The organism is Halorientalis persicus (assembly GCF_900110215.1).
In the GTDB taxonomy this organism is placed as follows: Archaea; Halobacteriota; Halobacteria; order Halobacteriales; family Haloarculaceae; genus Halorientalis; species Halorientalis persica.
This window is the reverse complement of the sequence record NZ_FOCX01000017.1, coordinates 1-25752: the sequence shown is the minus strand read 5'-3', so window position 1 is coordinate 25752 and position 25752 is coordinate 1. Positions and strand designations below refer to the sequence as shown.

Below are 25752 nucleotides of genomic sequence, written 5' to 3'. Positions count from 1 at the left end.
TTTACAACCTCCCGAAGTAGCGCACGCGGCCGTTCCGCGGTTCGCTCGCCTCGCCGGTCTGGATGAACTGCCGGATGTCGTGGCGGAGTGTCGACTCCTCATACTCATCGGTAAGCTTGTCGACGACATCGCCGACCGCCGCGCCCTTCTTGTCGCCCTCGGTCTGGAGGTCGCGGATCGTGTCGGCGACAGCCTGTTTGCGATCTTTCTGGGACTGGCTCTCCCCAGTCTCGCTGATGTCGGCGTCGAGCGTGCCCTCCTCGGTCTTCTGGTAGTCCTGCAGGCTGGACCCAACCAGTGCCATAGCCTGCTCGGCGTGGCGGGTCTCGACCACCGGCGAGAACTCCAGTTTCGCGATCGCGCGAGCCACACGCTCGACGCCGGGCAGCTTCCGGAACGTCACCGGGACCTCGTCGTCATCATCGTAACCGTTCATCCCGCGCATCGTGACGAACTTGTCCCGGAGCTCTTCGCGGACGCCCTCGTCGGCGAAGTACGGATCTGGTTGGCGTTTCGCCAGCGCCAGCCACGCCTGCAGTATCTCGTCGCTCACCGGCTGGTCGGTCGCCTCGGCCTGTGCGTCTGGCACCTCGACGCCGCGGTGTTCGCGAACCTGGCCGTCTCGATAGCGCGTCATGTGGTCGGCGATCTCTCGGTCGCCGCTCTCCTCGGGCTGGTCGCGGAACGTGAACACGAGATCGAACCGGCTGATGAGGTTCGAGTCGAACACGAACTGGTCAGCCAAGGGCTCGTAGGGGTCGAACCGGCCGTATTTCGGATTCGACGCCGCCAGGACCGCCGTCTGCGTCGACAGCGTGGCGTTGATCCCAGCCTTCGAGACGTTGATGACCTGGTCGGCCATGGGTTTGAGCAGCGATTTTCGGTCCTCGCCGGGCATATCGTCCAGTTCGTCGATCGTCAGCACGCCGCCGCTGGCCTTGACCAACGCCCCCGGCTGGAGTGTCCAGCGGCCGTCGGAAAACTCGCCCTGCGTGGCCGTCGACGTGAGACCAGCGGAGGACGATCCCTTGCCGTCAGCGGCCAGCGACCGCGCGGCCAGCTCGTTGGCGCGACCGATCAAGATCGACTTGGAGGTCGACGGGTCGCCGATCAGGAGGACGTGGAACATCCCGCGGAGGTCGGGCGTTTGTGTCGCGCCGCCGACGATCGCCAGCGCCAGGGCCTTCTTGGGGTCTGCGTAGCCGTGGACCTCCGGCGCGAACGACTCGGCGACCACGTCCAGCGGCTCGCCCTCCGCGCCGTCCGCGAGGTCCTCCACGCGCTCCCGCGTCTCCGCGTCGATGTCCAGGTCGGCGCTGTTGGACTCCTCAACGGCGATGTGATGCCCCTTCATGTAGGGCTCGAACTCCCCCTGTTTCTGCCCGTTCTGTGACTGCTGGTTGAGGTGGAGGATACCGCTCGCGGCGATCCGGTCGCCCATCTCCACCTGGTCGACGGCGTCGTCCCGGACGAACACCTGCAGCGTCCGCCCGGTGCCACTCGCCCGCTCGGGCGGCGTCTGTAACTGGATCGTCTGACCGTCGACGAACGCCGACTGCTCGTAGTTGATCTTGAACGGGCCCTGCCGGTCACAGCCCTGGCATTCGTGGGGCTCCTGCCAGTCGCCCGACTGCGGGATCCGGGTGAGTGTGCCACACCGCTGACACTCGAAGGCCGCCGTCGTCACCACCGAATATGGTTCGGTCGTGACGAGGACGTCACCGCGGACAGTCCGATACTCGCTCGCCGCGTCGGTCGGCGAAAACTCGTCGGGGTAGACCGTGTACGTCTCCCCGAGTCCGGCCATGCGGACGTGGGCGTCGTCAAGGGGGACGTCCGCCGGCAGGTCGAACTGCCGCAATGCTTCCTCGGCGATGTCCTGAAACTGGTCCGGGTGGTCGATCCAGTCGTCGGCCAACTCCGGGTCGTAGCTGTAGAGGTCGCTGTGCTCGACGACGAGTGACCGCTGGTCCTGCGGATACCGCTGGGCCAGCTGGCCGATCTCGTCGCGGTAGTACTGCCGGTACCACTCCAGGAACCGGTCGACGATTTCTGCCTGTTCGTTCCGCGTGGGTTTCGCTTGTGCCATCTATCGTGAACCGCAAACCGCGTCCGTTTTCGTCTGCGAATAAAACTGATTTCGCCGCCCGAAGAATCGCCAACGACGGCGACGACGGCGATTCGACGGGAGACCATCAGCTATTCGACAGTTATTTACACAACTGCACTTGGTTGAAACACAACTGGAGGTGGCTTGTGGCGGTAGTAGCGGACCATCTCTACCGGCCCCCCTCCTGTGCGGTTTTATTCGCGGACGAAAACGAGACGCCCTGCCGGGCGGCGTCTGCGTTCACCCGGAGTTCTTTGCCCTTCCCGTCGGGATCTCGGAACGTGAAGCCGGTCGCATCCGCGGCCAGCCGCATCAGCTTGTAGCAGTAGTCCGCGCTGGGCTCACCGTCGAAGACACTCCACATCACGTCATTGTAGTCCAGCGTCGCGTGGCCGTGGCCCTCTGTCGCTCGCTCGAAGGCGTGCTCACGGACACGACCAACACGGCCGTTCCGGTCAAGATCGTCGTAGGAGCGGCCGCCGTCCAGGTCGTCGTATCTGAGTTCGAGCACTGTCAGCCGCTCTTTCAGCTCTGCATTCTCGGCCTCGGTTTCGTCGAGGCGCTCCTCCAGCTCGGAGACGCGGGCGAGGGCACGTTGGGCCACCTCCAGCGCGTCCTCTGGCTCGATCTCGACGCCGTCAGTCATCGATCCGACCCTCCAGTTCTGCGACGGCGTCTTTGCACCGGCCGATGTCTGCGTCCAGGGCGTCGAGACGACGTTCCACGTAGACACACTTCGCGAGCGCTCGCTGGGCGACCTGCTGAGCTACGACGGCGTCGGATTGGTCCTCAGACATCGCGGACCACCTCGAAGTCGGCGGCACAGCTGCCACACACGGTCCGCTCACCGTGCTCTGGGTGGTCGATCACGACCTCGGCGTCAGCGCCGCAGCCGAGGACTCCGCAGGTCTTGGTCGTGAAGCGGTCGGCGAGACTCATGCCACCACCTCGTCAGTGCACCGATCTGCACCGGCCGGCTGTTGCGGTGCACCAACCTGAATTTCTGCCCGAACATCCAGATTTGGCCGAAAACTGTGCGTACAGCCGTTCAGACACACTATCTTATTTGGTTCCATGCCACCTCATTTCCGCCACCTATCTTCTAATATTTGTACTTGTAGTTCCCTACAGTCAGATGTATGGGTCCAAAAATCAGGATATTATTTGTTGGTCATCGACGACCTCCGTCAGCCACCGAACGAGCGAGAGTGGGATGTATCGACCTGACCCCAAGGGTTGACGGTCGGAAGTTGGGGTCACAGAGAATCGGCCAGAATGTGGTTTTCTCAGCAGCCGCCTGCCGGGACGCTCCCGGCTCGATGCTCCGGCGCCACGGGGACAGTCGTTCGGATCCGAGCACAGCACCGATTGTGGTATGTAATGATAACTCACTCTATCCCCGTGGCAGACGATCACGTCTCAGGCCGGTCGTGTAAACCATATCTGGCTATAAGCAAGACGGCTGTCGTGATAACAACGAGTGGTTAGCGAACAGTCACTTTTTGTGGTTCCGTCGCGGGGCGAATTACTCGGTGGAAAACTCGGCGGTAGTCACGGTGGCACTGCAGATCACACACCCTTTCTCGATGAGGGTGTCACGCATCGCATCGTTGACCTCCAGCGACTCGCCGCACTCATCGCAGACGAACCGATACTCTGCGGCCCCGTTTTCGACCATCCGTACTGATGCTATGAGGTCAGGGGATAAATGAAGCCCTCTGTTTCCAGCAGAGCGGGAATTGCACCACTTCGGGTCCGATACAGGTATTCTCAACGCGTAAGAATCATTGCGCCGCTTATTGCGGGCCGTATTGTATAAATAATCGTGGGGAATCATGTACGACGTAATACTCGCTGCAACTGACGGAAGCGCTCCGGCGAATCGGGGGGTCGAACACGCATTGAGTCTCGGGTCCAGATACGACGCCGTCGTCCACGTCATCTCGGTCGTCGATACGGGTCGATACGGGGAGCCAGCCCTGTCGAGTACGGAACTGGTACTCGAAGAACTCGAGGATCGTGCGCACGAACAGCTGGCCGAGATCGCCGAACAGGCGGACACGATGGACGTAGAGGTCGTGACAAAGACCTGTCACGGTGAACCACACGACGAGATCGTCGCGTACGCCGACGAGATCGACGCCGATCTGACACTGCTGGGCAAACACGGGCAGTCACAGACCGGGCACCACATCGGGAGCGTCGCCAACAGAGTCGTCGATCGATGTGACCGGCCAGTACAGCTCGCCTGAAACCGGGTCGGTCGACACCGATTCGGCTCCGGTTTCCCGTGGCTGTTCTCACAGCGTTGGAGGAAGGGCATCGTCTTTATCAGGTCGCGGCGTAGGACGAGGTATCATGGCCACTGGTCCGGACTACACCTTCGCCTGCCCGGAGTGTGACGAGTCCATCTCGGTGAACGGGTCGATGCGGGACGCGCTCGTGGAGAACGGCTGTGTGGTCTGCGGGGCGAGCGTGACGAACGCGGTGTTCTCGTCGTCTGCCGCGGAGGGATGAGCCCTACTCCGGTCGGCTCTCGCGTCGCAGGACGGACAAGTATTAATTGGGCACCGCTGTATTGGGGGTGCGAACAAATGGCTCTGGATCAGCAGACATCGTTGTCGGCGGACGAAACCGATGCAGTCCTCGCCCGCCACGAGACCGGCGTCCTCTCACTGGCTCGTGACGACGAGCCGTACGCGATCCCGATCTCGTATGGGTACGACAGCGACGAACGGCGGTTCTATCTTCGACTCGTCTCAGCTCCTGGCAGTGAGAAACGGCAGTTTCTGGGTTCGACACCACAGGTGCGCCTGGTCGTCTACGAGAACGAACAGGGCGTCTATCGGAGCGTCGTCGCAGTCGGCAGGCTCGAAGAGATACCACGGTCGGAGTTGACCGTCGAACACATCGAACAATACGGTGAAGCGAAACGTCCACTCTTCGAGATCTGGGGCGAGTCCAAAGATGACCTCGACATTCAGCTGTACCAGCTCGTTCCCGACGAACTGAGTGGGCGACACGTCGACGTCGACGAGGCACTCGACTCGTCGTGAGCGCGGCCGATCGATCTTCGCCGACTTCTCAGTCTGCGGGAAGTTCACTGGGGGATTATTCACGGGTCGACCGTCCGTTCGAACGAGCCACGCGGCCAGGAGGGAAATCACGATGAGTACACACACGACCGACGACGTTCGAGACGAGGCATCGCTCCCGATCCCCGCAGACGACGCGTCGGACGCCGTGCCGATCGCGGCCGAAATCGTCGTCTCCCGCGACCAGCCGGCCGAGTGTACCCTCTATCCGGCCGATGCGAGCGGGATCGAACTGATGACCTCCTGGATCACCGCCCATGAGGGATCGTTCGTGAGCCTCGAACGGATGCGTTAGGCATCGCGCCAGGTAGCCAGCTGGGTGGCACGTGACCTTGCCGATGCCCGGGATTCGATACTTCCCCCACAGATATGAGTCGGTCACTCGAACCTGACGGTATGAACTGTCGACTGAGACACGAGACGTGTCGAAGAAAGCGATGACCGGGTTCTTCCGCCGGTATCTAGCCGTCGTGTTTCGGTTTCTGCCGTTCGCTGTCGCCTTCCTCCGGGACCGGCGTCGGTTCCTGTTGTTCGGTGGGCCGAGACGACTCGACGAGGCGACCCACCGGCGTCGTGCCGAACGGATGCGGGATGCGATGCTCGAACTCGGGCCGGCGTTCGTCAAAATCGGCCAGGTGCTCTCGACGCGTCCCGACATCGTCCCGCCAGTCTACGCGGACGTGTTCGCCACACTTCAAGACGAGATACCCGAGGACGCCGGCGGTGACCCGCGTGCGGTGGTCGAAGACGAACTCGACGGAGACCTCGATCTCTCGACGTTGGAGACCGTCGCAGGCGGCTCGCTCGCGTACGTCTACACGGTCGCGTACGAGGGCGACCGGATCGCGCTGAAGGTCCGCCGCCCGGGACTGAAACCCATCATCGAGCGCGACCTTCGAGTGGTCCGGGCGCTGGTGCCGGTAATCAGCGTGTTCGTCGACGAGCGCCAGGAGTACTCCATACGTAACGCCGCCGACGACTTCGAGGAGATCATCCTCGACGAACTCGACTTCGAGCGGGAGCGACGGGTCATGGCTGACGTGCGCTCGAACTTCGTCGACGACGAGCGCGTCGTTATCCCGGCGGCCTACGAGGAACTGTCCTCGGAGCGAATCCTGGCGATGGACTACCTGACCGGCCGCAAGATCACCGACGAGGACGCGTTCGCAGGCCTCGACGTGACGCCACACGAGATGGCCGAGCGCATCGCGACGGTGTATCTGGAGATGGGGCTAGTCGACGGCGTGTTCCACGCCGATCCACACCCCGGGAACCTCGCGGTCACGGAGACGGGCGCGCTGTTGATTTATGACTTCGGCATGAGCGAGCGGCTCCCCGAGGGCGTCCGGGGAGACATCGTCGATCTCTATCGCGCGCTCGTCAGGCGGGACGTACACGAACTGACCGACGCGCTGGTCGCGCTGGACGTGTTGGAACCGGACGTCGACCGCGCCGAGGTCGGGCGCGTGCTGGAACTGGTCATCGAGAACCTCGAAGGCCGGTCGGAGATTACCTGGCGGGCGATCATCACCGAATTGACGACGATGTTGCAGGACTTCCCGTTCCGGATTCCGCCGGACGTCATGTTGCTCGTGCGTGTCGGCACCGTCGGCGAGGGCGTCTGTCGCCAGCTCGATCCGGAGTTCGACTTTCTGGTGGTCATCCGCCGGTTCCTCGTCGAACAGGGGTTCATCGAACGGGAACTCGAAGGGATGGTCGAGGAGGCCTGGACCGACGCCCAGCGATCACTGCCCGCGCTCACGCGACTGCCGGCGAGGCTCGACCGATCGCTGGATCGGCTCGAACGCGGCGAACTCGTCGTCCGGACCGAGCCAGCGGACGGCCGAAAACGCGGCGATCAACACCTCGGATACGCCGTCCTGGCGGGCGCACTCGCCGTCACGGCGTCGGTACTGACGTTCCAGCACGGCGCGTACGCGACCGTCGTCGGCGGTCTGAGTGCCGTCTTCCTGGTGACGTATCTGGTTGCGCGGCGGGTTACCTGATCGGCCCCGTTGCCAGGGAATGAGAACACGGCCTCGTTTTTTCTCCCGGGAGCACCGAACGGCCGAATATGTCCGAGACGACACTGTACGAGCGACTGGGCGGCCGGGACGGTATTCGGGCGGTCGTCGACGACTTCTACGACCGACTCGTCGCCGACGAACGGCTGGGACCGTTCTTCGAGGGCGCAAATATGGAGCGCCTACGCCGGACGCAGACGGATTTCCTCTGTGAGGCCGCCGGTGGGCCGGAGACGTACGATGCGGAGCCAGTGCGGGAAGCTCATCTGCACGTTCCCTTCGAACCGGCGGACATCGAGCGGGCGGTCGCGTTGCTTCGAGAGAGCCTCGACACGTTCGACGTGCCCGACGACGACGCCGAGGCGGTCGTCGAGGCTGTCGCCGCGTACGAGGAAGAATTACTGGCCGAACCCTCCGAGTGACCTGTACACTGAAGTGACTTGCCGGGAAACGTCAAGCACCGATGTCGTCCGGGATACGAGCGACGGTCGAGTTTTCCACACCGGATATCTGCCCGATCGTCGACCACGCTACCGCCGCGGAGGCGACGGTCGATTCGGTGGCACGGAGCGTTCGTCCGTCCGGGGACGTTCAGGGTGCGACGGAGTTCTCGATCGACGCGGAGTACGAACCCGAGGAGGATCTCACGCCGGTGTTCGCCCACGGATCGACCCAGCGCTACCGGATCGAGCACGACGACGGGGTCAGCTGTCCCTGTGAGTGTTTGGGCCAGTTCGGTTGTCCAGTGACCCGGTACGTCGCCCGCGACGGGTGCCTGACGGTCGTGTTCCACGCGGCGGATTACGACGAACTCCAGACAGTCGTCGGGGAACTCCGCGAGCGATACCCCGACGTGGACATCAAGCGGTTCGTCCGAGCTCCGGCCGGCGAGACCGCCGAGGATTCCGTCCTCGTCGATCGCAGCAAACTCACCGACCGCCAACTGGAAGTGCTTGAGGCCGCCCACGACATGGGCTACTTCGAGAACCCGCGACGCGCCAACGCGACGGAGATCGCCGACGAACTGGACATCAACCCCTCGACCCTTCGCGAACACCTCTCGGCGGCCGAGACGAAACTGCTCGGGGATCTGCTCTGAGGGCGACCACACCTGAAGTGAGATCCGAACGAATTCGACCCACGTATAAACCTGCCCGGATACTGGGGCTATCAGTTCCTCCCTCTCGACCGTGTTGTAAATAGTATGAGTCAGTCACCGTCCGCCGGTTCGTCCGTGAAGTTCGCCGACAACACAGCCAACGACGTGACCACCGTCGAAGGTGTCGAGGAGATCCAGCACGTCCTCGACGCGCTCGACGACGCCGACTGCCGTGCCATCCTGGAGGCGACCAGCGAAGACGCTCTCTCGGCGAACGAAGTGTCCGAGGCCTGTGATCTGCCGCTCTCGACGACCTATCGCAAACTCGAACTGCTGACCGACGCGGGACTGCTCGAAGAGCGTACCCGCCTCTGCACGACCGGCAAACACAGCAGCGAGTACGTCCGCACCGTCGAGGACGTGATCGTGTCGCTGGGTACGAGCGGGGAGATGGGCCTCGAAGTCACCCAGCGCACCCGACCCGCCAGCGAGCGGTAATCACAGCGGGCGACTCGCCGCCTCCGCCGTTCTCCCCCACTGTATTTTCGGTTGTCACGATACGCCAGGGCGTGTCTCGTAGAATCTTTTTTGTACATATTGCAAAATACCCACAATACTAATTACTGCAGCCGTCGTACGTCGAGATATGCGCGCAGTATATGCAACCGACCTGTCAGACGCGATCGAGGCGGCGATCGGGGACCGGACCTGTCTGGAGTGTCTCGGACGGTACGGGATCGACGCGATCGATCTCGTCACCGTCACGAGTCCGAACGTCACGGCCGGGATGCCGGGAAGCGACGTGAGCCAGCGAACGCGAAACGCGCTCGACCGACAGCGAAACATCCTCGAACGCGAGGGTTTCGAGGTCCAGACTCACGTCGTGCGCGGGACGCCCCACCGACGGATCAACGGGCTGGCCGACCGGATCGACGCCGACCTCGTGATCGTGGGCTCCCGGGGACAGAGCCCCCTCGAACAACGGTTGATCGGCGGGACCGCACGGGACGTGGCTCGAACGTCGGTCCGGCCGCTGCTGGTCCAGCGGATCGTCGAGCAGGACGACGACCACGAGGTCGCCGACGAACACCTCTTCCAGCGGGTCCTCTACGCGACGGACTTCTCGGAGAACGCCGAGCGCGCGTTCGACCAGTTCGACCGGCTCCAGACCGCGACGCAGGAGGCACTGCTGGTCCACGTCGCGCCACCGGCCCGGCGACCCGGGAGCGACACCGTCGACGACGCCGAGGAGCGACTGGAAGCACTCGCCGACGACCTTCGGGCACGGGGTATCGACGCGCAGGCACAGGTTCGTGAGGGTGTCGCGACCGACGAGATACTGGCGGCCGAAGCCGAGTTCGACCCGACGACGATCCTGCTGGGGGCACGCGGGAAGAGTCCGATGCGGCGGCTCTTGCTCGGGAGCGTCTCGGAGGACATCACGGCACAGGCGACCTCGAACGTCCTTCTAGTGCCGCCGACGCGCGTCCGCTGATCAGTCGCCGTTCTGTCTGAGGTCCTCGTCGAGCAGTTCGCCGCGGGTATGCCAGGTCCGTGGCCGACAGCAGATCACGAGCGCGCCGAGGTACAGCACCGCGACGACACCGGTGACGATGGTGCCGGAGATCGTCCCGACCGCCGCGCTCGCGGGCCAGTCCGTGCCGGCGAAGGCGGTCACCCGGAGCAGCCACGCCCCGTTCAACACGGTGAAAAGCGGGAAGTAGACCCGCCGGAGCCGGTGGGCGATGGCCTCCTCGGTGGAGATCTTCAGTCTGGGCGTGCGATAGTCCTCGGCCAGCCGCTCGCGCCAGTCCTCGTCATCGAGGTCCTGGTTCGGGTCGAGACCGACGGCCCAGACGTGTTCCTGGAGCTTTCGCACGCGGGAGCGCCACACGTCGTATGCCCGGTAGCGCCGTGCCTCGATGAACAGGAACATCACGACCGCGGCGTGGCCGACGAGGATGACGTAGTGGGGATTGGCCTCGCTGGAGAACGCCCACGTCAACACCGCCGCGATCAGCAGGACCGCCCAGTTGGTGGTCTTGTCCAGGCGCTCGCGCCACAGTTTCATCCGGTGGATCTCACCACGGTAGAGGTGTGCCATGGCCCCGCTTGGTCCCATGTCACGGTCCAGCAGCCCCTCGCCGACACGGGGGTCCAGCGATTCGGTAGGGCCCGGTGTGGTGCGATCAGTTTCGGGCCCGGGGTCGGGATCGCGGTTCGCCTCGGTCTCGTTCGGGTCGTCGCCGGACGGTTCCTCACCGTCGCTCATACTGTCCCCCCAGGTACGGCGTAAAACGGTGACTGTTGGTCACTGATATCAGTACCGTCGACAGCGCGTGAAAAAACAGGTGTCGATTCGCGCGTCGAGTTAGTCGCCGGTCAGGGCGTCCTGGCTGGCGGCGCAGTTGTTGGGGCCGAGTTCGAGCTCGAAAGCTTCCTCGTCGTCGGCCGACTGCTTGCCGAGGTTCGTCGCGATGATGTCCTCGTAGTTGGCCGGGCGGGGCGGCATATCCGAGAGGATCAGGTCGACGAACGCGTCTTCGTCCATCGTGAGCGCGTCCATCTCGTCTTCGAGCTGGCCGATCGGGGCGGTGTAGGTGCCGTCGTCGGCGGGCTCGGCGGCGTCGCTAAAGTGTGCGCCGCCGATCAGCACGTCGTCGGACAGCGGCAGGACCTTCGTCTGCAGCGTCTCGTAGAGCTGGCGCGCGGCGTCGGGCGCGCCCTCGTCGCCCTCTTCGAGGTCCGGACGGGCGACGCTCTCGATGAACAGGCCATCGCCCGTTGCGAGCAGGCTCTCACCGAGCAGGTAGGACGTCATGCCGCTGGTGTGGCCGGGCGTATGGATCGTCTCGACGGTGGCCGCGCCGACCTCGTAGACGTCGCCGTCCGCTGCGCTCTCGAGGTCGTCGATGTAGGTCACGCCGCGCTGGCGGGCCGCCTCGGGGATGACGCCCGTGACGCCGCGTTCGTCGAGTGCGCGCACGCCGCTGATGTGGTCGGCGTGGATGTGCGTATCGAAGGCGTAGGTCAACTCGGCGTCGAGGTCGGCCGCGTCGTCGAGGTAGCGGTCGGTGAACGCCCGGAGCGGGTCGACCACGGCCGCCTCGCCGTCGTCGACGAGCAGGTAGCCCAGACAGCCACTGGAGGGGCGCTGGTACTGGTAGAGGTCGCCGGGTCCGTCGTAACGGGTGACCGGCTCGCGTTCGTAGATCCGGGCCCAGCCGTTCATCCCCTCTTCGAGGTGGACCACGTCACGGCCGGCCTCGGCCAGCCGGCCGGCGACGTACTCGCTCGCGCCACCTTTCGCACAGAGGACGACAAGCGGATCGCCCTCGGGAACCCGATCGAGCAGATCCTCGTCGACCTCCTCGTCGAGGAAGTGGAAGTACGGAACGTTGGCGATCTCGACGGAATCCCCGTCGACGTGCCACTCCTCGAAGTCACTCTCCATCCGGGCGTCGAGGATCGTCACCGACTCGCCCGCGTCGATCTGCTCTTTGAGTTCGCTCGGTTCGATCTCGTCGACCGGAACGTCCGGCGTCGGAAAGTCTTCGGCGTCCATGTTACACTCACCTGTTGGAGAGCGATGCCCATATATCTTGCGTATGTTGTGCAATACTCTGTTCCTTCGACCGGAGTTTCACACAGATCTGAACGTTCTCGGGGGTCGATACCTGTTGCTACGGAGAGGCTGTATTGTAAGAAGTAGAAATACTGTCGGTCGACGGTAAGTAGCGTTCAGTCGGCAGCGGGACTCGTGGCAGGCTCGGCCTCCTCGCGGAGTTCGCGGACGGCGCTGTAGGAGACGGCCCCGCTAACCAGCAGCGCCGCGCCGAGGATGATCACGAGGCTGACGGTGTCGAGGACGGGCATCTGGATCGCGTTGCCGACCTCGCGGATGGCCACGGCGATCGCGCCCAGCAACAGCATGACACCGAAGTAGACCTTGATGTCGTCCTCCTCGACCAGACTCGTCGCGGCCGCGCCGAGGCGCGCGCCGAGCGCGCTCCCGGCCAGCAACGGCACGACGATGCTCAGATCGACCGCGCCCGACTGGGCGTAGAGGAACGACCCGATCCCGCCCGAGAAGACGATCTCGAACAGGTCGGTCCCGACCGCCACCGGCACCGGGACACCGATCAGGTAGAACAGCGCCGGCATCCGGATGAACCCGCCACCGACGCCCAGGAATCCCGACAGCAGGCCCGTCGCGAACGCCACCGCCAGGATCATCCACAGCGAGACTTTGAACCCGCCCCGCAGGGACATCATCGGCGGGATCCGGTAGGACTGGATCTTCTGGGCAATGTCGGGGATGTCGGCGTCCTCGAGGTCGGCGTCCTCGTCGACGTCGTGTTCCAGCCCGCCGTCGTCGTCGCCGCCTTTCAACGCTTCACGCGTCACGAACGCCCCGATGCCACCGAGCAACAGGACGTAGGCGACGCTGACGACCGAGCCGGCCAGCCCGATGTGCTGGAGGTACTCCAGCCCGAGCTTGCCGACCTCGATGCCCGCGGTGGTCCCGGCGATCATCAGCACGCCGAGCTTGTAGTCGACCTGGCCCAGATCCCGGTGTTTCAGCGTCGCGATCACCGAGGTCCCGAACACGAACGCCAGCCCGGACCCGACCGCGACGTTGGGCTCGTAACCCATCACCAGCAACGCCGGCGTCACCAGGAACGACCCACCCATCCCGAAGAATCCGAACAGGATCCCGATCAGCAGGCCGAACCCTGTGAACGTCGCCAGCAGCGTGGCGCTGACACCGAACAGTTCCATCATCTATCGACACCTCCGTTCTCCGTGGCCTGACAGCGCATGAACAACGCGTCCAGTACCGCACACCGCCCTTCGAGGACGCGCCTGAACCGTGGGCCCAGCCACGTCTCCAGGCCGCCGTACCCGACGTACAGCACCAGCGCCTCGAGCAGGACGATGCCGACGAGGACCGCTGCCTGCGCGTTCCCGCTGAGGGTCTCAATTCCGAACATCGGAACTCACCTGTGCCGTTAGTCTTGCATCGACGTTGAAATTCTGCACAGACGTTCGTAGTCGGAGCGGGTAAATAACGGTTTTGGGTCTAGTGCACAATACTATATCGCCATAACCGACCGATACCGATGGATAAGTTACGAGTAACTACCGGCGGGTGATCGAGCCGTCGTTATGGGATCAGTGTGGATCGATCGCGCGGACGGTGGTGTCGCGCGCGGTGACGGAGTCGAAGAAACGGAGCTCAGTCGGCGGTGGCGGGACCGGCGTTCGAGTCGGTCAGCCGCGAGCGGAGGCGGCCTTGCGCGTACGCGCCGAGGAACATTCCGGCCACGGCCCAGAGGATGGGCCAGTTGCCGATTCCGACGCTCGCGTAGGCAGCGCCGGGACAGATCCCGGAGAGCCCCCAGCCAGCGCCGAAGACGACACCGCCGACGACGACGTTGCGGTCGAAGGACTTCACTCGGCGAACGTACTCCTCACCGGTGAGCGGGGCGTCGTCGAGGAAGTTCGTCGCGACGGTGAAGACGATCGCGGTCACCACGGCCGCCCCGCCCATCACGAACAGCAGGCCGAGGTCCTCGAACTGGAGGAAATCCAAGACGATCTCCGGGCGGGCCATGTGGCTGTAGGCGAGCCCGAACCCGAAGATCAGGCCGCCGACGAGGATGGACAGGTAGAACGCGGGGCCGCGGTCGCTCATGGCGACACCCCCAGGGCCTGCACCAGCTGGGCGGTCCCGATGGCGACGGCCATGAACGTCGCGACGTTCACGATCGAGGTCGACGAGAGCGAGCCGACACCACAGACCCCGTGGCCGGACGTACAACCCTTCCCGAGGCGGGTACCGACGCCGACGAGGATGCCGCCGCCGAGCAGCCGCCACCACTGTACGTCGGTCGTCCAGGCGCCGCCCTGCCAGACGACGGCGTAGACGCCGGCACCGAGGACGATCCCGAGCGTGAACACGACGCGCCAGTCCCGCGAGGTCACGTAGGGGAGTCGATTGAACCGCGGGACGCTCGAGACGTACGAGAGCGTCGACTCGAGGAACGTACTCGCACCCGCGATGATGCCGGTCGAGAGGTAGATCAGCGACGCGCCGCCGCCGATGAACAACCCACCGATCAGGTACCGCGCGATGCCGTTGGGAAACAGCTCCGCACCGATCATGGACGGGTCACCCCGCCCGTGCGGACTGGCCTATCGGATCTCTTGTCGGTCATGTCTCACCCGTCCGTACCGTCTGCTCGGCCAAAAGGATTTGCATAGCAATCCACCATTTGTACAATACTGTTTGGGCGAGAGAGCCCCAATAGGACTTCAGATGGGGGTTCGCGTGTCGGTCGGCAGTGTAGTAGTGACTGTAACCGACACAATTATCAAGGCCGGGCATAGTATTGTACGCCGAGGACACAACATGAGCTACGAAGCAGACGTAACCGACACGCTGGACGTGAAAGGACTCTCTTGCCCGATGCCGGTCGTGAAGACCAAGCAGGCGGTCGACGACCTCGGCGACGGCGACGTGCTGGAGGTCGTCGCGACGGACTCGGGCAGTATGAGCGACCTCGACGGCTGGGCCGACGGCACCAGCGGTGTGACCCTGCTCGATCAGGAGGAACGTGAGGAGGGCGGTGAGAACGTCTTCGTCCACTACGTGCAGGTGGAGGAATGAGTACGGAGACAGACGAAACCGCCGAGGCCGACGGTCCGGAACTGGACATCGATGCGGCCGAGCTCGAGGAGTTGCGCGCACGCGTGGACGAACTCGAAGACGAGCTGGCTGCCGTCGAGACCGAGGTCGACGACGGCCAGAAGTCGATGGTCATCATCGCGACCAAGGGAACGCTGGACATGGCCTATCCCCCGTTGATCCTCGCGTCGACGGCCGCCGCCTTCGGGTGGGACGTGACCGTGTTCCACACGTTCTGGGGACTTGACATCCTTCACGAGGAACACTCCCAGGACCTCCAGATGAGTTCGGTCGGGAACCCGAATATGCCCGTCCCGAACGCCATCGCGTCGCTCCCGGGGATGGACCGCGTGACGACGAAGATGATGCGAAAGCGGATCGACGACAACGACACCGCCAGCATCGACGAGTTGCTGGACACCTGTTTCGACATGGGCGTCGAGATGCAGGCCTGTCAGATGACCATCGAACTGATGGACTACGACGAGGACGACTTCTACGACGACGTGACCGTCGGCGTGGGTGCCGCGACGGCCCTCGAGGAGATGGCCGACGCCGACATCCAACTGCTGGTCTGACCGGCCCGAATTTTGGGCTCCGACACCACCACACGCGCCCGTCTGCCCCGCCGCGGAGTGTTGTATGGTCCATACATAACTCTTTTAGCGCCACGGCAGCTAATTACACATATGCCAGACTCGATGGCGGAGATGTTGCGCCAGGATATGAAGTGTGAGGGACTTCTGGAGTGTCTCCACGGCCTCAAGGACCTGGACAGGGAGTGTTTCGAGACGCTCGCGGAGAGCGACGAACGGCTGACGGTCGACGAGATCGCCGAGCGGGTCGAGCGCGAGCGGTCGACAGCCTATCGGTCGATCCAGCGCCTTCTCCAGACCGGCCTCGTCCAGAAGGAACAGGTCAACTACGAACAGGGCGGCTACTACCACGTCTACTACCCGGCGGACCCCGAAGAAGTCGCCGACGATATGCAGCGACTGCTCAACGACTGGTACGCACAGATCGGAACCCTCATCCAGGAGTTCCGCACGAAGTACGGCGACGAGGTGGCTCCCCAGGCCCCCTCGGAGATGTGACCGACCACGGCGCACCAGCTTTCTGACCCACCCGCACCGAGCCTCCGTCTCCCCCTCTCTCTCGTATCTGGTATTATCGGGTATTGGGAATTGAGCACATTATTATCTACCTGGACCTCGTAGCTATACCTGTACCAATGACAGGCTACGCAATCGTCCTCGCGTCCAGGGAGTTGTCCCGCGTCCAGGCGGTCAGCACCATCGCGTCCGTCGCCGCGGCGTCCGACGTGCCCGTCGAGGTGTTCGCCACGATGGAGGGGCTCCTCCCCTTCGAGAAAGAGACGGTCGAATCCGGCGATTTCGAGGTCGGACCCGTCGGCGAACGGATGCTGGAGGCCGAGGACATGGACGTTCCGCTGTTCACCGAACAGTTCGCACAGGCCAAAGAGATCGGCCCGCTGAACCTGTACGCCTGCGAGATGGCGATGGATCTGATGGGCCAGGATCTGGACGACTACGTCGACGTATTCGACGAGTCGCTGGGCGTCTCGGGCTTCCTGAACCGAGCCCAGGACAAACAGGTCGTCTTCGTCTGAGCATCGGCCCTTCGAATACACCACAACACAAACACAACAATGAGCGAAACAGAACACGAACCCGACGTGACGGTCGACTCCCGCGGTGCAACCTGCCCCGGTCCGCTGATGGACCTCATCGGCAAGGTCAAGGAGTCCGACCCGGGCACAGTCATCGAACTACAGACCTCGGACGACGGATCGAAAAGCGACGTGCCGGAGTGGCTGGACGAGGCCGGCCACGACCTGCTCGAGGTCGTCGACCACGACGACTACTGGAGCATGTACGTCGAGACCAACTGAGCGGTCCACACACCAAATCATGACAGAACACATCGTCGTCGTCGGCGGCGGCACGGGCGGCACCGTGCTCGCAAACCGGTTAGCCGAGAAACTCGGCCCGGAGATCGAGCGCGGTGACGCCCGGGTCACGCTCGTCTCCGACGACCCAGACCACGTGTACAAGCCCACGTTCCTCTACGTCCCATTCGGGAAGAAGACGGTCGAGGACGCGAAACGCCCCCTCTCGGATCTCGTCGACCGCGCGGTCGACATCGAGATCGACCGCGTCACGGGGATCGACACCGACGGCAAGCGCCTGTCGCTCCGGGACGGCGGGTCGATGGCCTACGACCAGCTGGCGCTGGCGCTGGGCGCACAGCTCGTCCCCGAGGAACTGCCGGGTCTCGCCGAAGGCGGCCATCACTTCTACGGGCCCGACGGCGCGGACGCGCTCCGCGACGAGATGGCCGAGTTCACGGAGGGCCATCTGGTCCTCTCGGTGATCGGCACGCCCCATATGTGTCCGGCGGCTCCCGTCGAGTTCGTCATGATGGCAGACGCCTGGTTCCGCGAGCGCGGCCTGCGCGAGGACGTGGAGATCACCTACACCTACCCGATCCAGCGGGCCCACGCGATCCAGAACGTCGCCGACTGGGCCAGCGAGGCCTTCGAAGAGCGGGACATCAACGTCGAGACGTTCTTCAACGCCGACGAGGTCGACCCCGAGGACGGCGTCCTCCACTCGATGGAGGGCAAGGAACTCGACTACGACCTGCTGGTGGGGATTCCGCCCCACAAGGGGAGCGACCTCGTGACCGAGGCCGGCCTCGGGGACGACGGCTGGGCCGACGTGGACAAACACACGCTCGAATCCGACCACGCCGAGGACGTGTACGTGCTGGGCGACCTCGCGGACGTACCGACGAGCAAGGCCGGAAGCGTCGCTCACTACGAGGCCGGCGCGGTCGCCGACCGGATCGCCAGCCGAACGCGCGGTCAGACCCCGACCGCGACCTACGACGGCAAGACCGTCTGTTTCATCGAGAGCGGGATGGACGAGGCGACCTTCGTCGAGTTCGAGTACGGGTCCACGCCCACGGTGCGCGAACCGTCCAAACCCGTCCACTGGGCGAAACTCGGCTACAACGAGTCCTACTGGCTCACCGCCAGGGGACTCCTGTGAGGTGACAATCATGGCAGAACAACAGGAAGACGAGGCCGGAGCGGACGAGTCGCCAGCCGACGCGGACGGCGACACCGCGACGACAGACGCCGGTGGCGACCTCCCGCCGGAAGTCCGTGAGGCTGTCGCCGAGCATCCCGAGGAGGTCGCGCGCTTTCTCGACAACCTCGGGGAGGTCAACGACCTGCTGGACGGGACGGCCGTCGCCACGTCGGCGATGGACGACGAGATGGTCCAGAACCTGGCGGCGACCGGCACGAACCTCGGCGCGGCCGCGGACGGACTGGCGACGCCCGAGGCGGCCCAACTCGGGGAAGCGGCCGGCGAGAACGCGGGCGAGCTGGCCGAGGCCATCGAGACGCTGGCCAGGCTCCAGCGGTCGGGAACGCTCGACGACGTGCTCGCACTGGCGGACACCCTCTCGCTGTTGACGGCGGCGATGGACGACGAGATGGTCCAGAACCTGACCGCGACCGGGTCGCGCCTGGGCGAACTCGCGGACACAGCCGCCGACGAGGATGTCGCCGGCTCGCTGGAATCAGTCCTGGAGGCGGTCGGCGAGGCCGGCGATCAGCCGCCGGAGCCGCCGGGCGTCGTCGGAACGGTCAGGGCGTTGCGGGACCCGGACGTACAGTCGGGTATGGGTTTCCTGCTCGCCGTCGCTCGTGCGCTCGGGCGTGACTTGCGCGAAGACTGAGCCTGCTTTTTCCGTCGCCGGGGTCAGTCCGGCACCCGGCCGCTGACGACGACGAACGAGCCGTCGCCCCACCCGGACGCGACTGGGTCGGGCTCGTCCATGCTGGCCGGCTCGCCGAACAGCGTCTGGACCGTCCCGAGATCCACGAAGCCGGCGTTCCCCATCGCGTCGAGCAAGTCCGGCACCGCCACGAACGTCGCGTCGCGGTAGAAGGGGTTCGAACCCTGGTTCTCCCGGTACCGTTCCCCCAGTGGGCTCTTGCGGTCGACGAACCCGATCGCGAGCGTACCGCCCGGAACGAGGACACGGCGGGCCTCGGCCAGCGTCCGCGCCACGTCGTCGACGAAACAGATCGTCGTCACGAGAGCCGCGGCGGCCACGCTGTCGTCCCGTAACGGGACTGCCTCCGCGACGCCCTGGATCGTGGTGACGCCCCGCTCGCGCGCCCGGTCGAGCATCGCGCGCGAGGGGTCGACGCCGAGACCGATGTCGAGCGGGGCCGCGAACTTGCCGCTCCCGACGCCGATCTCGACGACCGCCTCGGCCGAGACAGACGGTAACGCGTCTCGGACGGCCGCCAGTTCCGACTCGTAGGCGGCATCGTGGCGCTCGAACCAGCGGTCGTACCGGTCGGTGTGTTCCTCGAAGGGGGTGACGACAGGCATCTCAGACGGGCCGTTCCGCGAGGTGTTCACGCCCACGGTCGGTCAGCCGGCAGGTGTCGAACCCCTGCCGTTCCACGAGGCCCCGAGCCTGCAGTTCGGCCGTGGTTTCCAGGACGGCCACGAGGTCGGTGTCGAGTGCGACGGCCAGCGCAGCGGGCGGTCGTTCTCCCTCGGCGAGTTCGTTCAGTAACCGTCGCTCGAAAGCCGTGAGCGCGCCGCTCACAGTTTGCCCTCCAGGACCTTCGCGGCAGTGAGGACAGGATCCCACACCGGGCTGAACGGAGGCGCGTACGCCAGATCGAGATAGGAGAGCTGGTGGGCCGTCATCTCCGCGTGCAGCGCCGCGGCGACGGTGTCGATGCGCTTGGCGACGCCCTCGCGGCCGACCATGCTCGCACCGAGAACGCGGCCGCTCTCGCGGTCCCCGAGGATCGTGATTTCGATCGCGGAGCCGCCGGGGTAGTAGTGGGCACGCGACGGCGCGGTGATCGTCACGGAGACGGGGTCGAAGCCGGCCTCAGTGGCCCGCTCCTCGTCGATCAGCCCGGTGCGGGCGACTTCGAGGTCGAAGGCCTTCACCGCGGCCGTGCCGGCGATCTCGCCGACCGGCGTCGGGTCGCCAGCGAGCGTCTGCCCGATGGCGCGGCCGGCGCGGTTGGCGGTCAGCGCGAGCGGGACGTGATCGGGCTCGCCCGTCACGACGTGGGTCGCCTCGGCGCAGTCGCCGGCGGCGTAGACGTGGTCGTCGTTCGTCCGTCCGTACTCGTCGGTCGCGATGGCACCAGTCTCCCCGACTTCGATGCCCGCGTCCTCGGCGAGGTCCGTGTTCGGCGCGACGCCGACGCCGACCAGCGCGAGGTCGACGGGGACGTCTGCATCGCCCGCGGCGATGGCGGAGACGCGCTCGTCGCCACGGATACCCTCCACCGCCGTGTCCAGATGGAGGTCGATCCCCTCCTCGCGGAGGTGGTCCTCGACGGTGGCGGCCGCCTCGGCCCCGAACGGCTGGAGCGTGTGGGGCAACATCTCGAAGAGGTGCACGTCGAGGCCGCGCTCGGCGAACGCCTCGGCCATCTCGATGCCGACGTAGCCGCCGCCGATGATACCGACCGACTCGGGGGACTCGGCGTCGGCGTAGTCGGCCGCGGCCTCGCGGGAGTCCACCGAGGGCGTCTCGACGCCCAGCGCCCGCCTGATGTCGGCCCCCGCACCCATGCTGTGGAGGGTGAACACGCCGTCCTTGTCCATTCCGTCCAGCGGCGGTTCGACGGCACGAGCCCCCGTCGCGACCAGCAGGTCGCTGTAGGACTGCTCGAACTCGCCGTCGGGCCCCTCCACGGTCACCGTCCGGTCGTCACGGTCGATGGCCGTCACTTCGTGGTTCGTTCGGAGATCGATGTCTCGCTCCTCGACGAACTCCTCGGGCGTCACCGAGACGAGGTCCTCGAGCGTCTCGACCGCCCCCTTCACGTAGTAGGGCAGGCCACACGCACCGTAGGACACCCACTGGCCGCGCTCGAACACGACGAGCTCCCGGTCCGGCGCGTCGCGTTTGAACTTGCTCGCGGCACTCATCCCCGCCGCGTCACCGCCGACCACGACTACTGGTGCTGTCATACACGAAACTACGACCGCCCCGCTAATAAAGTATTGCGTTTATTTTACAATACCAGTAGTGGCACCTCGCAGTGCGTATCGCGTCCGAACCACCGCACTTCGACCGGCGAATCGTTCCCGGAGACGGTAAGATAGCGTCACACGGTGGTGTCGGGCGACGCGCTTTTGTCTGTATAGAACAAAACTGCGATTATGGCGACCGCCGAGGACTGGATCGACGACATCGAGGCACAGCGACGCCAGAAAGACCGGTATTTCGGGGAGGACCCGCGGTCACCGATCCCGGAGGACGAGCGGGCGGACTTCGACGGGCTGGACTACTTCCCGGTCGACCCTGCTTACCGGTTCGAGGTGGAACTCGAGGCCTACGACGAGCCCGAGCGAGTCGTCGTCGGGACCAGTACGGACGGCGAACAGGAGTATCTCGCGTGGGGCGAGTTCACCGTCGAAATCGACGGTGAGCCAGTCACCGTGACTGCCTACAAAGGGGATCCGGAGGAGGATCGGCTCTGGGTGCCGTTCCGCGACGCGACCAGCGGCGAGGCGACATACGGCGCGGGCCGGTACATCGACCTCGAACCCGATCAGCACCGGACCGATCGGGGAACCTGGATCCTCGATTTCAACGAGGCGTACAACCCGACCTGTGCGTACTCGGATCGATACGAGTGTCCGCTCCCGCCGACGGAGAACTGGCTAGCGGTGCCGATCGAAGCGGGCGAAAAGAACTACTAGGGCCGGCGACGGCCGCCTAGTTGTGCGCGTCGATCAGGCCGGCGAGGTCGTCCTTGCTCTGGACGCCGACCATCTTCTCGACGGGTTCGCCGTCGGCGAACAGCAAGAGCATGGGGACGCCCTGGACGCCGTACTGGCCGGCGAGTTGCTGATTCCGGTCCACGTCGACCTTCGCGACGGCCGCGTCCGTCTCGGCCGCGAGTTCCTCGACGGTCGGTTCGAGCATCTTGCAGGGACCACACCAGTCCGCGTAGAAGTCCACGAGGACCACATCGTTCTCGTCGACGGTCTCCGAGAGGTCGCCGGGCGACCCGATGTGAACCGGTTCGGACGGCGACCCGTTGGCGCTCCCGTCGGCCGACTCGCGCAGTTCCTCGATCTTCTCTTCCTTGATGTCGTCGATGGATCGGTTCTCGCTCATCACCGTACGATACGCCCTGGCACTACTTAGTTGTTTTGTGGCAACTCCACAATACTGGGTGGGCGCGGGACCGCCAGATTCTGACGGACATCGCTCGCAAGTGATCGTGATCCATGGATCGCATCTGATCGATTCTACGTTGTGTATAATACCCACAATATACAATACCGTTCGGTCCGTAGGGTGGTGTATGGATCGAAACGTCGGGAGTCTGGACCGGACAGTGCGGATCGCGCTCGGCGCATTGGTCGCGATCGCAGGTGTGGCTGCCGTGGGCGGGTACTGGACGGCGGGAGTCGCGGCCGGTGCGGTCATCGCCCTGATCGGTGTCGTACTGGTCGTCACCGGCACGACCCAGCGGTGTCCGATCTACGCTGGTGCCGGGATCGACACGTGTGACACGGAGCGCTGACCGACGGGATGGCGGCTGACCGACCGCCGGAGGCGCTGACGGACGCCGTCGAGCGTCGGGTGGACGAGAGCGTCGACCGGCTGCTAACCCTGCTGTCGTTCGACACGACGAACCCTCCCGGGGACACCCGTGCCATCGCGGACGCCGTCGAAGAGCGGTTCGCGGCGCTCGGGGTCGAGACCGAGCGGGTCGTCGCCGATCCCGCCAAGCCGAACCTGTTGGCGACGATTCCTGGTGCTTCGGACCGGACACTGCTGTACAACGGGCACTTCGATACGGTACCCTACAACGCGGCGGCGTGGGACCACGATCCGCTCGGCGAACGGGCCGGGGATCGAATCTACGGCCGCGGCGCGACCGACATGAAGGGCGCGCTCGCGGCTCTGCTGACGGTGGCTTCGGCCTACGTCCAGACCGGGACGAGACCGCCGGTAACGCTCCAGTTCGCGTTCGTGAGCGACGAGGAGATCGCCGGCGCGCCGGGGTTGCCGACACTGGTCGACAGCGGCCGACTCGACGCCAACTGGTGCGTGATCGGGGAGACGACCTGCGAGCGCGGCCGACACTCCGTGACCGTCGCGGACAAGGGGAGCGTGTGGCTGACGCTAACTGCCGACGGCACCGCCGCACACGGGTCGCGACCGGTACTCGGGGTGAACGCTATCGACCGGCTTTACGACGCCGTCGAGCGCATCCGCCGGGAGTTCGGGACAGAGCAGTTCGAGTTAGCCCCCGAGATCGAAGCCATCGTCTCGGAGTCCGTCGAGTATTACGCGCCGACGCTGGGCGAAGCCACGGCACGTGACCTGTTCGCGTATCCGACGATCAACCTCGGAAGTATCGAGGGCGGCGACAGCGTCAACAGCGTCCCGGCGTCGGCGACCGCCCGGCTCGACATTCGACTGACTGCGGGCGTCCAGACACGCGACGTGCTCCGGGGAATCCGGGACTGTGCGGCGGACTGTGAGGGAATCCGTATCGAGGACGTGTCCTGGAGCGTCGGGACGTACGAGTCACTCGACAGTCCGCTGGTCACGGCCGTGACCGAGGCGGCGGGAGCCGTGACCGGCGACCGGATCTTCCGCCGGAGCGCGACGGGTGGCGGTGACGCGAAAAAACTGCGGAACGCCGGTATCCCGACCGTCGAGTTCGGACTCGGGACGGACACCGTCCACGCCGTCGACGAGTACACCACCGTCGACGCGCTCCGGGACAACGCGCTCGTCTACGCGACGCTTCCGTACCGACTCGCCGGAGCCGGCGGCGAGTAGGTCAGTCGTCCCGTTCGCGGGCGTTCACCGCGAGGACTGGTGCGTCGGCGTGCCGGATGATCCGCTCGGTGGTACTCCCCAGGAGGAACCGATTCAGACCGGTCCGACCGTGCGTCCCCATCGCGAGTAGATCGATACCTTCCTCGTCCGCATACTCGATCAGGTCCTCCGCGGGGAACCCCTCACGGACCGCAGTTCGTACCTCGAGCCCGGCTTCACGCGCCCGGTCGGCGATTGCCTCGGTCGCCTCGGTCCGTTGGTCGCGGACCCGTTCGAGCGCCTCGGTCGGTGGTGTGTACTCGACCCGCATCGCGAGGTCACCCACGTCGACGATCGAGACGGCGTGAACCCGAGCGTCGAACTGTTCGGCGATCGCGATCCCGTGCTCGACGGCGACACTCGCCAGGTCGCTCCCGTCAGTCGGGATCAACACGTCGTCACAGCCTCCAGCAGGGCCGAGCTCGACACCAGCCCTGGCCGTCAGCACGGGTGCGTCGGCGAGCCGGACGACTCGCTCGGTCACGCTTCCGACCACGTAACGATGGACGCCCGTTCGGCCGTGGGTCCCCATCACGATCAGGTCTGCGTCGAATTCCGCGGCGTCGTCGGCGATGCAGTTCGCGGGCGTCCCTTCGATGATATCCGTCTCCACTCGCTGGTCCGTGAGTGCCTCGACAGCCTCGATCGATTCACTGGCCTGTGAATGCAGCGTCTCGACGAACGCATCGTCGACGCCGCCCGCGTTGAACGGCCCCGCAGAATCCTGTATATCGACGACCCCGATCACACGCACCGACGCATCGAACGCCCGTGCGAGCGCCATCGCGTGTTCGGCTGCACGTATTGCGTGGTCGCTTCCGTCCGTCGGTATGAGAATCCGCTCGTACATCCCTTCGATGACGCTACATCTCGGGAGTACAAAAAGCGACGGTACAGTTTTCATCCGCCGGTACCGCGAACTGTCGCCCGACTCGCGGCCCGAATCGCACCGCTATGGGCGAGAATAGTCGGAAATACACGACATAGTTTACTCTATTCTGAAGTAATATCCCACAACCAGCGTCCGAGCGCCGACTTGTAAACCATGTATTGCTATATCAAATTCTCCGCCAGGGGATGAGACGACAGCGAGTACAGCGGTTCAGTGATGCGTGGTTTCGGCCGATTCCGCGAGCGGAACGGCCGCTGATCAGTCTCCAAACAGTCGATGGTTCACCTGCGGAAAATCCCGCTCCGAATATCACTGTTGACGAGTATCGGAACGGTATCGCCGTCTGATGGCATACTCTTATTAATACAGAAATGATCGTATATACACATGAAACGGCGTGCAGTATTTAAGTCAATTTGTGGAGTTGGAATTGCAGGATTTGCTGGGTGCACAGACCAATCCGGTGGACAAAACGAGGAGACGCCAACTCCGACACCGATGCCACCGCCGGTCGATGAAATGGAACTATCGATCTACGATGTTCGACAGCCTGATCTTGGGTTGAGAAGCGTCACTCTAACATTTATATTGGAACGCTCTTGCGAAGGAGATTGTTGATAGCGAGAGCTGCGGCTGAATGTCGAAGAGGGCAAGGGCACCGCGCCAGCGGTGCCCGATATGTTCCCAATAAGCCGGTTCGTGTCGGAATCGGCTGCAGCGGACCTGTTGCAGCAGGTTCGCTGGTGTGATGGCGTTGAGTGCCCCCGCTGCCGTTCTGACCTGACGGTCAGAAACGGCAGCTATCGGGAGTATCAGCGGTATCTGTGTAAGAATTGCGGCCGGACGTTCAACGACAAGACCGGCACGATATTTGCTCATTCGAAGCTCTCGCTGAAAGAATGGTACTTCA

General features: G+C 64.6%; 35 protein-coding genes and 1 pseudogene. 20 read left to right on the top strand and 16 right to left on the bottom strand.

Annotated features, from left to right (window positions below; all coding sequences use genetic code 11):
- Window position 1: 1 nt before the first annotated feature.
- The 5 genes from BMX17_RS16320 to BMX17_RS26230 all read right to left on the bottom strand — a co-directional run bounded on the left by BMX17_RS16320 (window position 2) and on the right by BMX17_RS26230 (window position 3788).
- Window positions 2–2089 carry an ATP-binding protein gene (locus BMX17_RS16320; RefSeq protein ID WP_092662022.1) on the bottom strand — a complete coding sequence of 696 codons (2088 nt, stop codon included), beginning with the start codon at window positions 2087–2089 and terminating at the stop codon, window positions 2–4.
- A gap of 190 nt (window positions 2090–2279) precedes the next feature.
- Window positions 2280–2756 carry a bZIP transcription factor gene (locus BMX17_RS16315; protein ID WP_092662020.1) on the bottom strand — a complete coding sequence of 159 codons (477 nt, stop codon included), beginning with the start codon at window positions 2754–2756 and terminating at the stop codon, window positions 2280–2282.
- On the bottom strand, window positions 2749–2907 hold the full coding sequence (locus BMX17_RS26240) for a hypothetical protein (protein WP_170845444.1): 159 nt from the start codon (window positions 2905–2907) through the stop codon (window positions 2749–2751). The genes BMX17_RS16315 and BMX17_RS26240 overlap by 8 nt, the downstream gene beginning before the upstream one ends.
- Entirely contained in the window at window positions 2900–3049 is a 150-nt protein-coding gene (locus BMX17_RS26235; RefSeq protein WP_170845443.1) for a hypothetical protein, read from the bottom strand. The genes BMX17_RS26240 and BMX17_RS26235 overlap by 8 nt, the downstream gene beginning before the upstream one ends.
- Before the next feature lie 586 nt (window positions 3050–3635).
- Entirely contained in the window at window positions 3636–3788 is a 153-nt protein-coding gene (locus BMX17_RS26230) for a DUF7560 family zinc ribbon protein (protein WP_170845442.1), read from the bottom strand.
- A gap of 157 nt (window positions 3789–3945) precedes the next feature.
- Here BMX17_RS26230 and BMX17_RS16310 point away from each other — a divergent pair, with 157 nt between their 5' ends.
- The 9 genes from BMX17_RS16310 (at window position 3946) to BMX17_RS16275 (ending at window position 9823) form a co-directional block, all read left to right on the top strand.
- Window positions 3946–4362: a universal stress protein gene (locus BMX17_RS16310; RefSeq protein WP_092662018.1), complete on the top strand. Its 417-nt coding sequence runs from the start codon at window positions 3946–3948 to the stop codon at window positions 4360–4362.
- A gap of 106 nt (window positions 4363–4468) precedes the next feature.
- Window positions 4469–4627 (top strand): DUF7560 family zinc ribbon protein, encoded by a 159-nt coding sequence (locus tag BMX17_RS26225; protein WP_170845441.1) that lies wholly within the window; start codon window positions 4469–4471, stop codon window positions 4625–4627.
- A 77-nt stretch (window positions 4628–4704) separates the two neighbouring features.
- Window positions 4705–5166, top strand: coding sequence for a pyridoxamine 5'-phosphate oxidase family protein (locus tag BMX17_RS16305; protein WP_092662015.1), 462 nt, complete (start codon window positions 4705–4707; stop codon window positions 5164–5166).
- Window positions 5167–5278: 112 nt separating this feature from the next.
- The gene (locus tag BMX17_RS16300; protein ID WP_092662013.1) at window positions 5279–5500 is read left to right on the top strand and encodes a DUF7511 domain-containing protein; all 222 of its coding nucleotides are present in this window, start codon (window positions 5279–5281) and stop codon (window positions 5498–5500) included.
- A gap of 142 nt (window positions 5501–5642) precedes the next feature.
- Window positions 5643–7211, top strand: coding sequence for an ABC1 kinase family protein (locus BMX17_RS16295; RefSeq protein WP_092662011.1), 1569 nt, complete (start codon window positions 5643–5645; stop codon window positions 7209–7211).
- A 68-nt stretch (window positions 7212–7279) separates the two neighbouring features.
- Window positions 7280–7651 carry a truncated hemoglobin gene (locus BMX17_RS16290; protein ID WP_092662009.1) on the top strand — a complete coding sequence of 124 codons (372 nt, stop codon included), beginning with the start codon at window positions 7280–7282 and terminating at the stop codon, window positions 7649–7651.
- Window positions 7652–7692: 41 nt separating this feature from the next.
- Window positions 7693–8328, top strand: a complete 636-nt coding sequence (locus BMX17_RS16285; protein ID WP_092662007.1) for a helix-turn-helix domain-containing protein — start codon at window positions 7693–7695, stop codon at window positions 8326–8328.
- A gap of 105 nt (window positions 8329–8433) precedes the next feature.
- On the top strand, window positions 8434–8826 hold the full coding sequence (locus BMX17_RS16280) for a winged helix-turn-helix domain-containing protein (protein ID WP_092662005.1): 393 nt from the start codon (window positions 8434–8436) through the stop codon (window positions 8824–8826).
- A 148-nt stretch (window positions 8827–8974) separates the two neighbouring features.
- Window positions 8975–9823, top strand: a complete 849-nt coding sequence (locus BMX17_RS16275; protein WP_092662003.1) for a universal stress protein — start codon at window positions 8975–8977, stop codon at window positions 9821–9823.
- On the opposite strand, the gene BMX17_RS16270 is transcribed toward BMX17_RS16275, so the two are convergent.
- From BMX17_RS16270 to BMX17_RS16245, 6 genes and pseudogenes are all read right to left on the bottom strand, one after another.
- Window positions 9824–10600 carry a DUF2270 domain-containing protein gene (locus BMX17_RS16270; RefSeq protein ID WP_092662001.1) on the bottom strand — a complete coding sequence of 259 codons (777 nt, stop codon included), beginning with the start codon at window positions 10598–10600 and terminating at the stop codon, window positions 9824–9826.
- A 99-nt stretch (window positions 10601–10699) separates the two neighbouring features.
- Window positions 10700–11893, bottom strand: coding sequence for an MBL fold metallo-hydrolase (locus BMX17_RS16265; protein WP_092661999.1), 1194 nt, complete (start codon window positions 11891–11893; stop codon window positions 10700–10702).
- 176 nt (window positions 11894–12069) lie between these two features.
- Window positions 12070–13113 carry a sulfite exporter TauE/SafE family protein gene (locus BMX17_RS16260; protein WP_394327913.1) on the bottom strand — a complete coding sequence of 348 codons (1044 nt, stop codon included), beginning with the start codon at window positions 13111–13113 and terminating at the stop codon, window positions 12070–12072.
- A gap of 65 nt (window positions 13114–13178) precedes the next feature.
- Window positions 13179–13322 (bottom strand): annotated as a pseudogene (locus tag BMX17_RS16255) (DUF7512 family protein); the annotation flags it as partial.
- Window positions 13323–13567: 245 nt separating this feature from the next.
- Window positions 13568–14026 (bottom strand): DUF6691 family protein, encoded by a 459-nt coding sequence (locus BMX17_RS16250; protein WP_092661995.1) that lies wholly within the window; start codon window positions 14024–14026, stop codon window positions 13568–13570.
- Window positions 14023–14496 carry a YeeE/YedE family protein gene (locus BMX17_RS16245; RefSeq protein WP_092661993.1) on the bottom strand — a complete coding sequence of 158 codons (474 nt, stop codon included), beginning with the start codon at window positions 14494–14496 and terminating at the stop codon, window positions 14023–14025. The genes BMX17_RS16250 and BMX17_RS16245 overlap by 4 nt, the downstream gene beginning before the upstream one ends.
- A gap of 247 nt (window positions 14497–14743) precedes the next feature.
- Between BMX17_RS16245 and BMX17_RS16240 the strand changes: the two genes are divergently transcribed.
- From BMX17_RS16240 to BMX17_RS16210, 7 genes are all read left to right on the top strand, one after another.
- Window positions 14744–15001 (top strand): sulfurtransferase TusA family protein, encoded by a 258-nt coding sequence (locus BMX17_RS16240; protein ID WP_092661991.1) that lies wholly within the window; start codon window positions 14744–14746, stop codon window positions 14999–15001.
- On the top strand, window positions 14998–15597 hold the full coding sequence (locus BMX17_RS16235; protein WP_092661989.1) for a DsrE/DsrF/DrsH-like family protein: 600 nt from the start codon (window positions 14998–15000) through the stop codon (window positions 15595–15597). The genes BMX17_RS16240 and BMX17_RS16235 overlap by 4 nt, the downstream gene beginning before the upstream one ends.
- 123 nt (window positions 15598–15720) lie before the next feature.
- A complete protein-coding gene (locus BMX17_RS16230; RefSeq protein WP_170845453.1) occupies window positions 15721–16113 on the top strand; it encodes a helix-turn-helix domain-containing protein in 393 nt (130 codons plus the stop codon).
- Between the two features lie 137 nt (window positions 16114–16250).
- Entirely contained in the window at window positions 16251–16649 is a 399-nt protein-coding gene (locus BMX17_RS16225) for a DsrE/DsrF/DrsH-like family protein (protein ID WP_092661985.1), read from the top strand.
- 39 nt (window positions 16650–16688) lie between these two features.
- Window positions 16689–16931, top strand: a complete 243-nt coding sequence (locus BMX17_RS16220; RefSeq protein ID WP_092661983.1) for a sulfurtransferase TusA family protein — start codon at window positions 16689–16691, stop codon at window positions 16929–16931.
- Between the two features lie 19 nt (window positions 16932–16950).
- A complete protein-coding gene (locus tag BMX17_RS16215) occupies window positions 16951–18093 on the top strand; it encodes an NAD(P)/FAD-dependent oxidoreductase (RefSeq protein ID WP_092661981.1) in 1143 nt (380 codons plus the stop codon).
- A 10-nt stretch (window positions 18094–18103) separates the two neighbouring features.
- On the top strand, window positions 18104–18790 hold the full coding sequence (locus BMX17_RS16210; RefSeq protein WP_092661979.1) for a helical membrane plugin domain-containing protein: 687 nt from the start codon (window positions 18104–18106) through the stop codon (window positions 18788–18790).
- Window positions 18791–18813: 23 nt separating this feature from the next.
- Here BMX17_RS16210 and BMX17_RS16205 read toward each other — a convergent pair whose 3' ends face one another.
- From BMX17_RS16205 to BMX17_RS16195, 3 genes are read right to left on the bottom strand one after another with little or no spacing between them, the layout of a single operon-like run.
- Window positions 18814–19455: a class I SAM-dependent methyltransferase gene (locus tag BMX17_RS16205; RefSeq protein ID WP_092661977.1), complete on the bottom strand. Its 642-nt coding sequence runs from the start codon at window positions 19453–19455 to the stop codon at window positions 18814–18816.
- Window position 19456: 1 nt separating this feature from the next.
- Complete coding sequence (locus BMX17_RS16200) at window positions 19457–19678, bottom strand: hypothetical protein (RefSeq protein ID WP_092661975.1); 222 nt, start codon at window positions 19676–19678, stop codon at window positions 19457–19459.
- Window positions 19675–21072: an FAD-dependent oxidoreductase gene (locus BMX17_RS16195; protein WP_092661973.1), complete on the bottom strand. Its 1398-nt coding sequence runs from the start codon at window positions 21070–21072 to the stop codon at window positions 19675–19677. The genes BMX17_RS16200 and BMX17_RS16195 overlap by 4 nt, the downstream gene beginning before the upstream one ends.
- Before the next feature lie 192 nt (window positions 21073–21264).
- Here BMX17_RS16195 and BMX17_RS16190 point away from each other — a divergent pair, with 192 nt between their 5' ends.
- Entirely contained in the window at window positions 21265–21807 is a 543-nt protein-coding gene (locus tag BMX17_RS16190; RefSeq protein ID WP_092661971.1) for a DUF1684 domain-containing protein, read from the top strand.
- A gap of 16 nt (window positions 21808–21823) precedes the next feature.
- Here the strand turns inward: BMX17_RS16190 and trxA are convergent, their stop codons facing one another.
- A complete protein-coding gene (trxA, locus tag BMX17_RS16185; protein WP_092661969.1) occupies window positions 21824–22228 on the bottom strand; it encodes a thioredoxin in 405 nt (134 codons plus the stop codon).
- Window positions 22229–22418: 190 nt separating this feature from the next.
- On the opposite strand from trxA, the gene BMX17_RS16180 reads away from it, so the two are divergent.
- Together BMX17_RS16180 and BMX17_RS16175 are read left to right on the top strand one after the other, a co-directional pair.
- A complete protein-coding gene (locus tag BMX17_RS16180; protein ID WP_092661967.1) occupies window positions 22419–22640 on the top strand; it encodes a YgaP family membrane protein in 222 nt (73 codons plus the stop codon).
- Window positions 22641–22648: 8 nt separating this feature from the next.
- Window positions 22649–23911, top strand: a complete 1263-nt coding sequence (locus BMX17_RS16175; RefSeq protein WP_092661965.1) for a M20 family metallopeptidase — start codon at window positions 22649–22651, stop codon at window positions 23909–23911.
- 1 nt (window position 23912) lies between these two features.
- Here the strand turns inward: BMX17_RS16175 and BMX17_RS16170 are convergent, their stop codons facing one another.
- Entirely contained in the window at window positions 23913–24800 is an 888-nt protein-coding gene (locus BMX17_RS16170) for a universal stress protein (protein ID WP_092661963.1), read from the bottom strand.
- Window positions 24801–25520: 720 nt separating this feature from the next.
- Between BMX17_RS16170 and BMX17_RS16165 the strand changes: the two genes are divergently transcribed.
- Window positions 25521–25752: transposase-like zinc-binding domain-containing protein (locus BMX17_RS16165; protein ID WP_139203513.1), on the top strand; the 232-nt coding region annotated here is incomplete at its 3' end.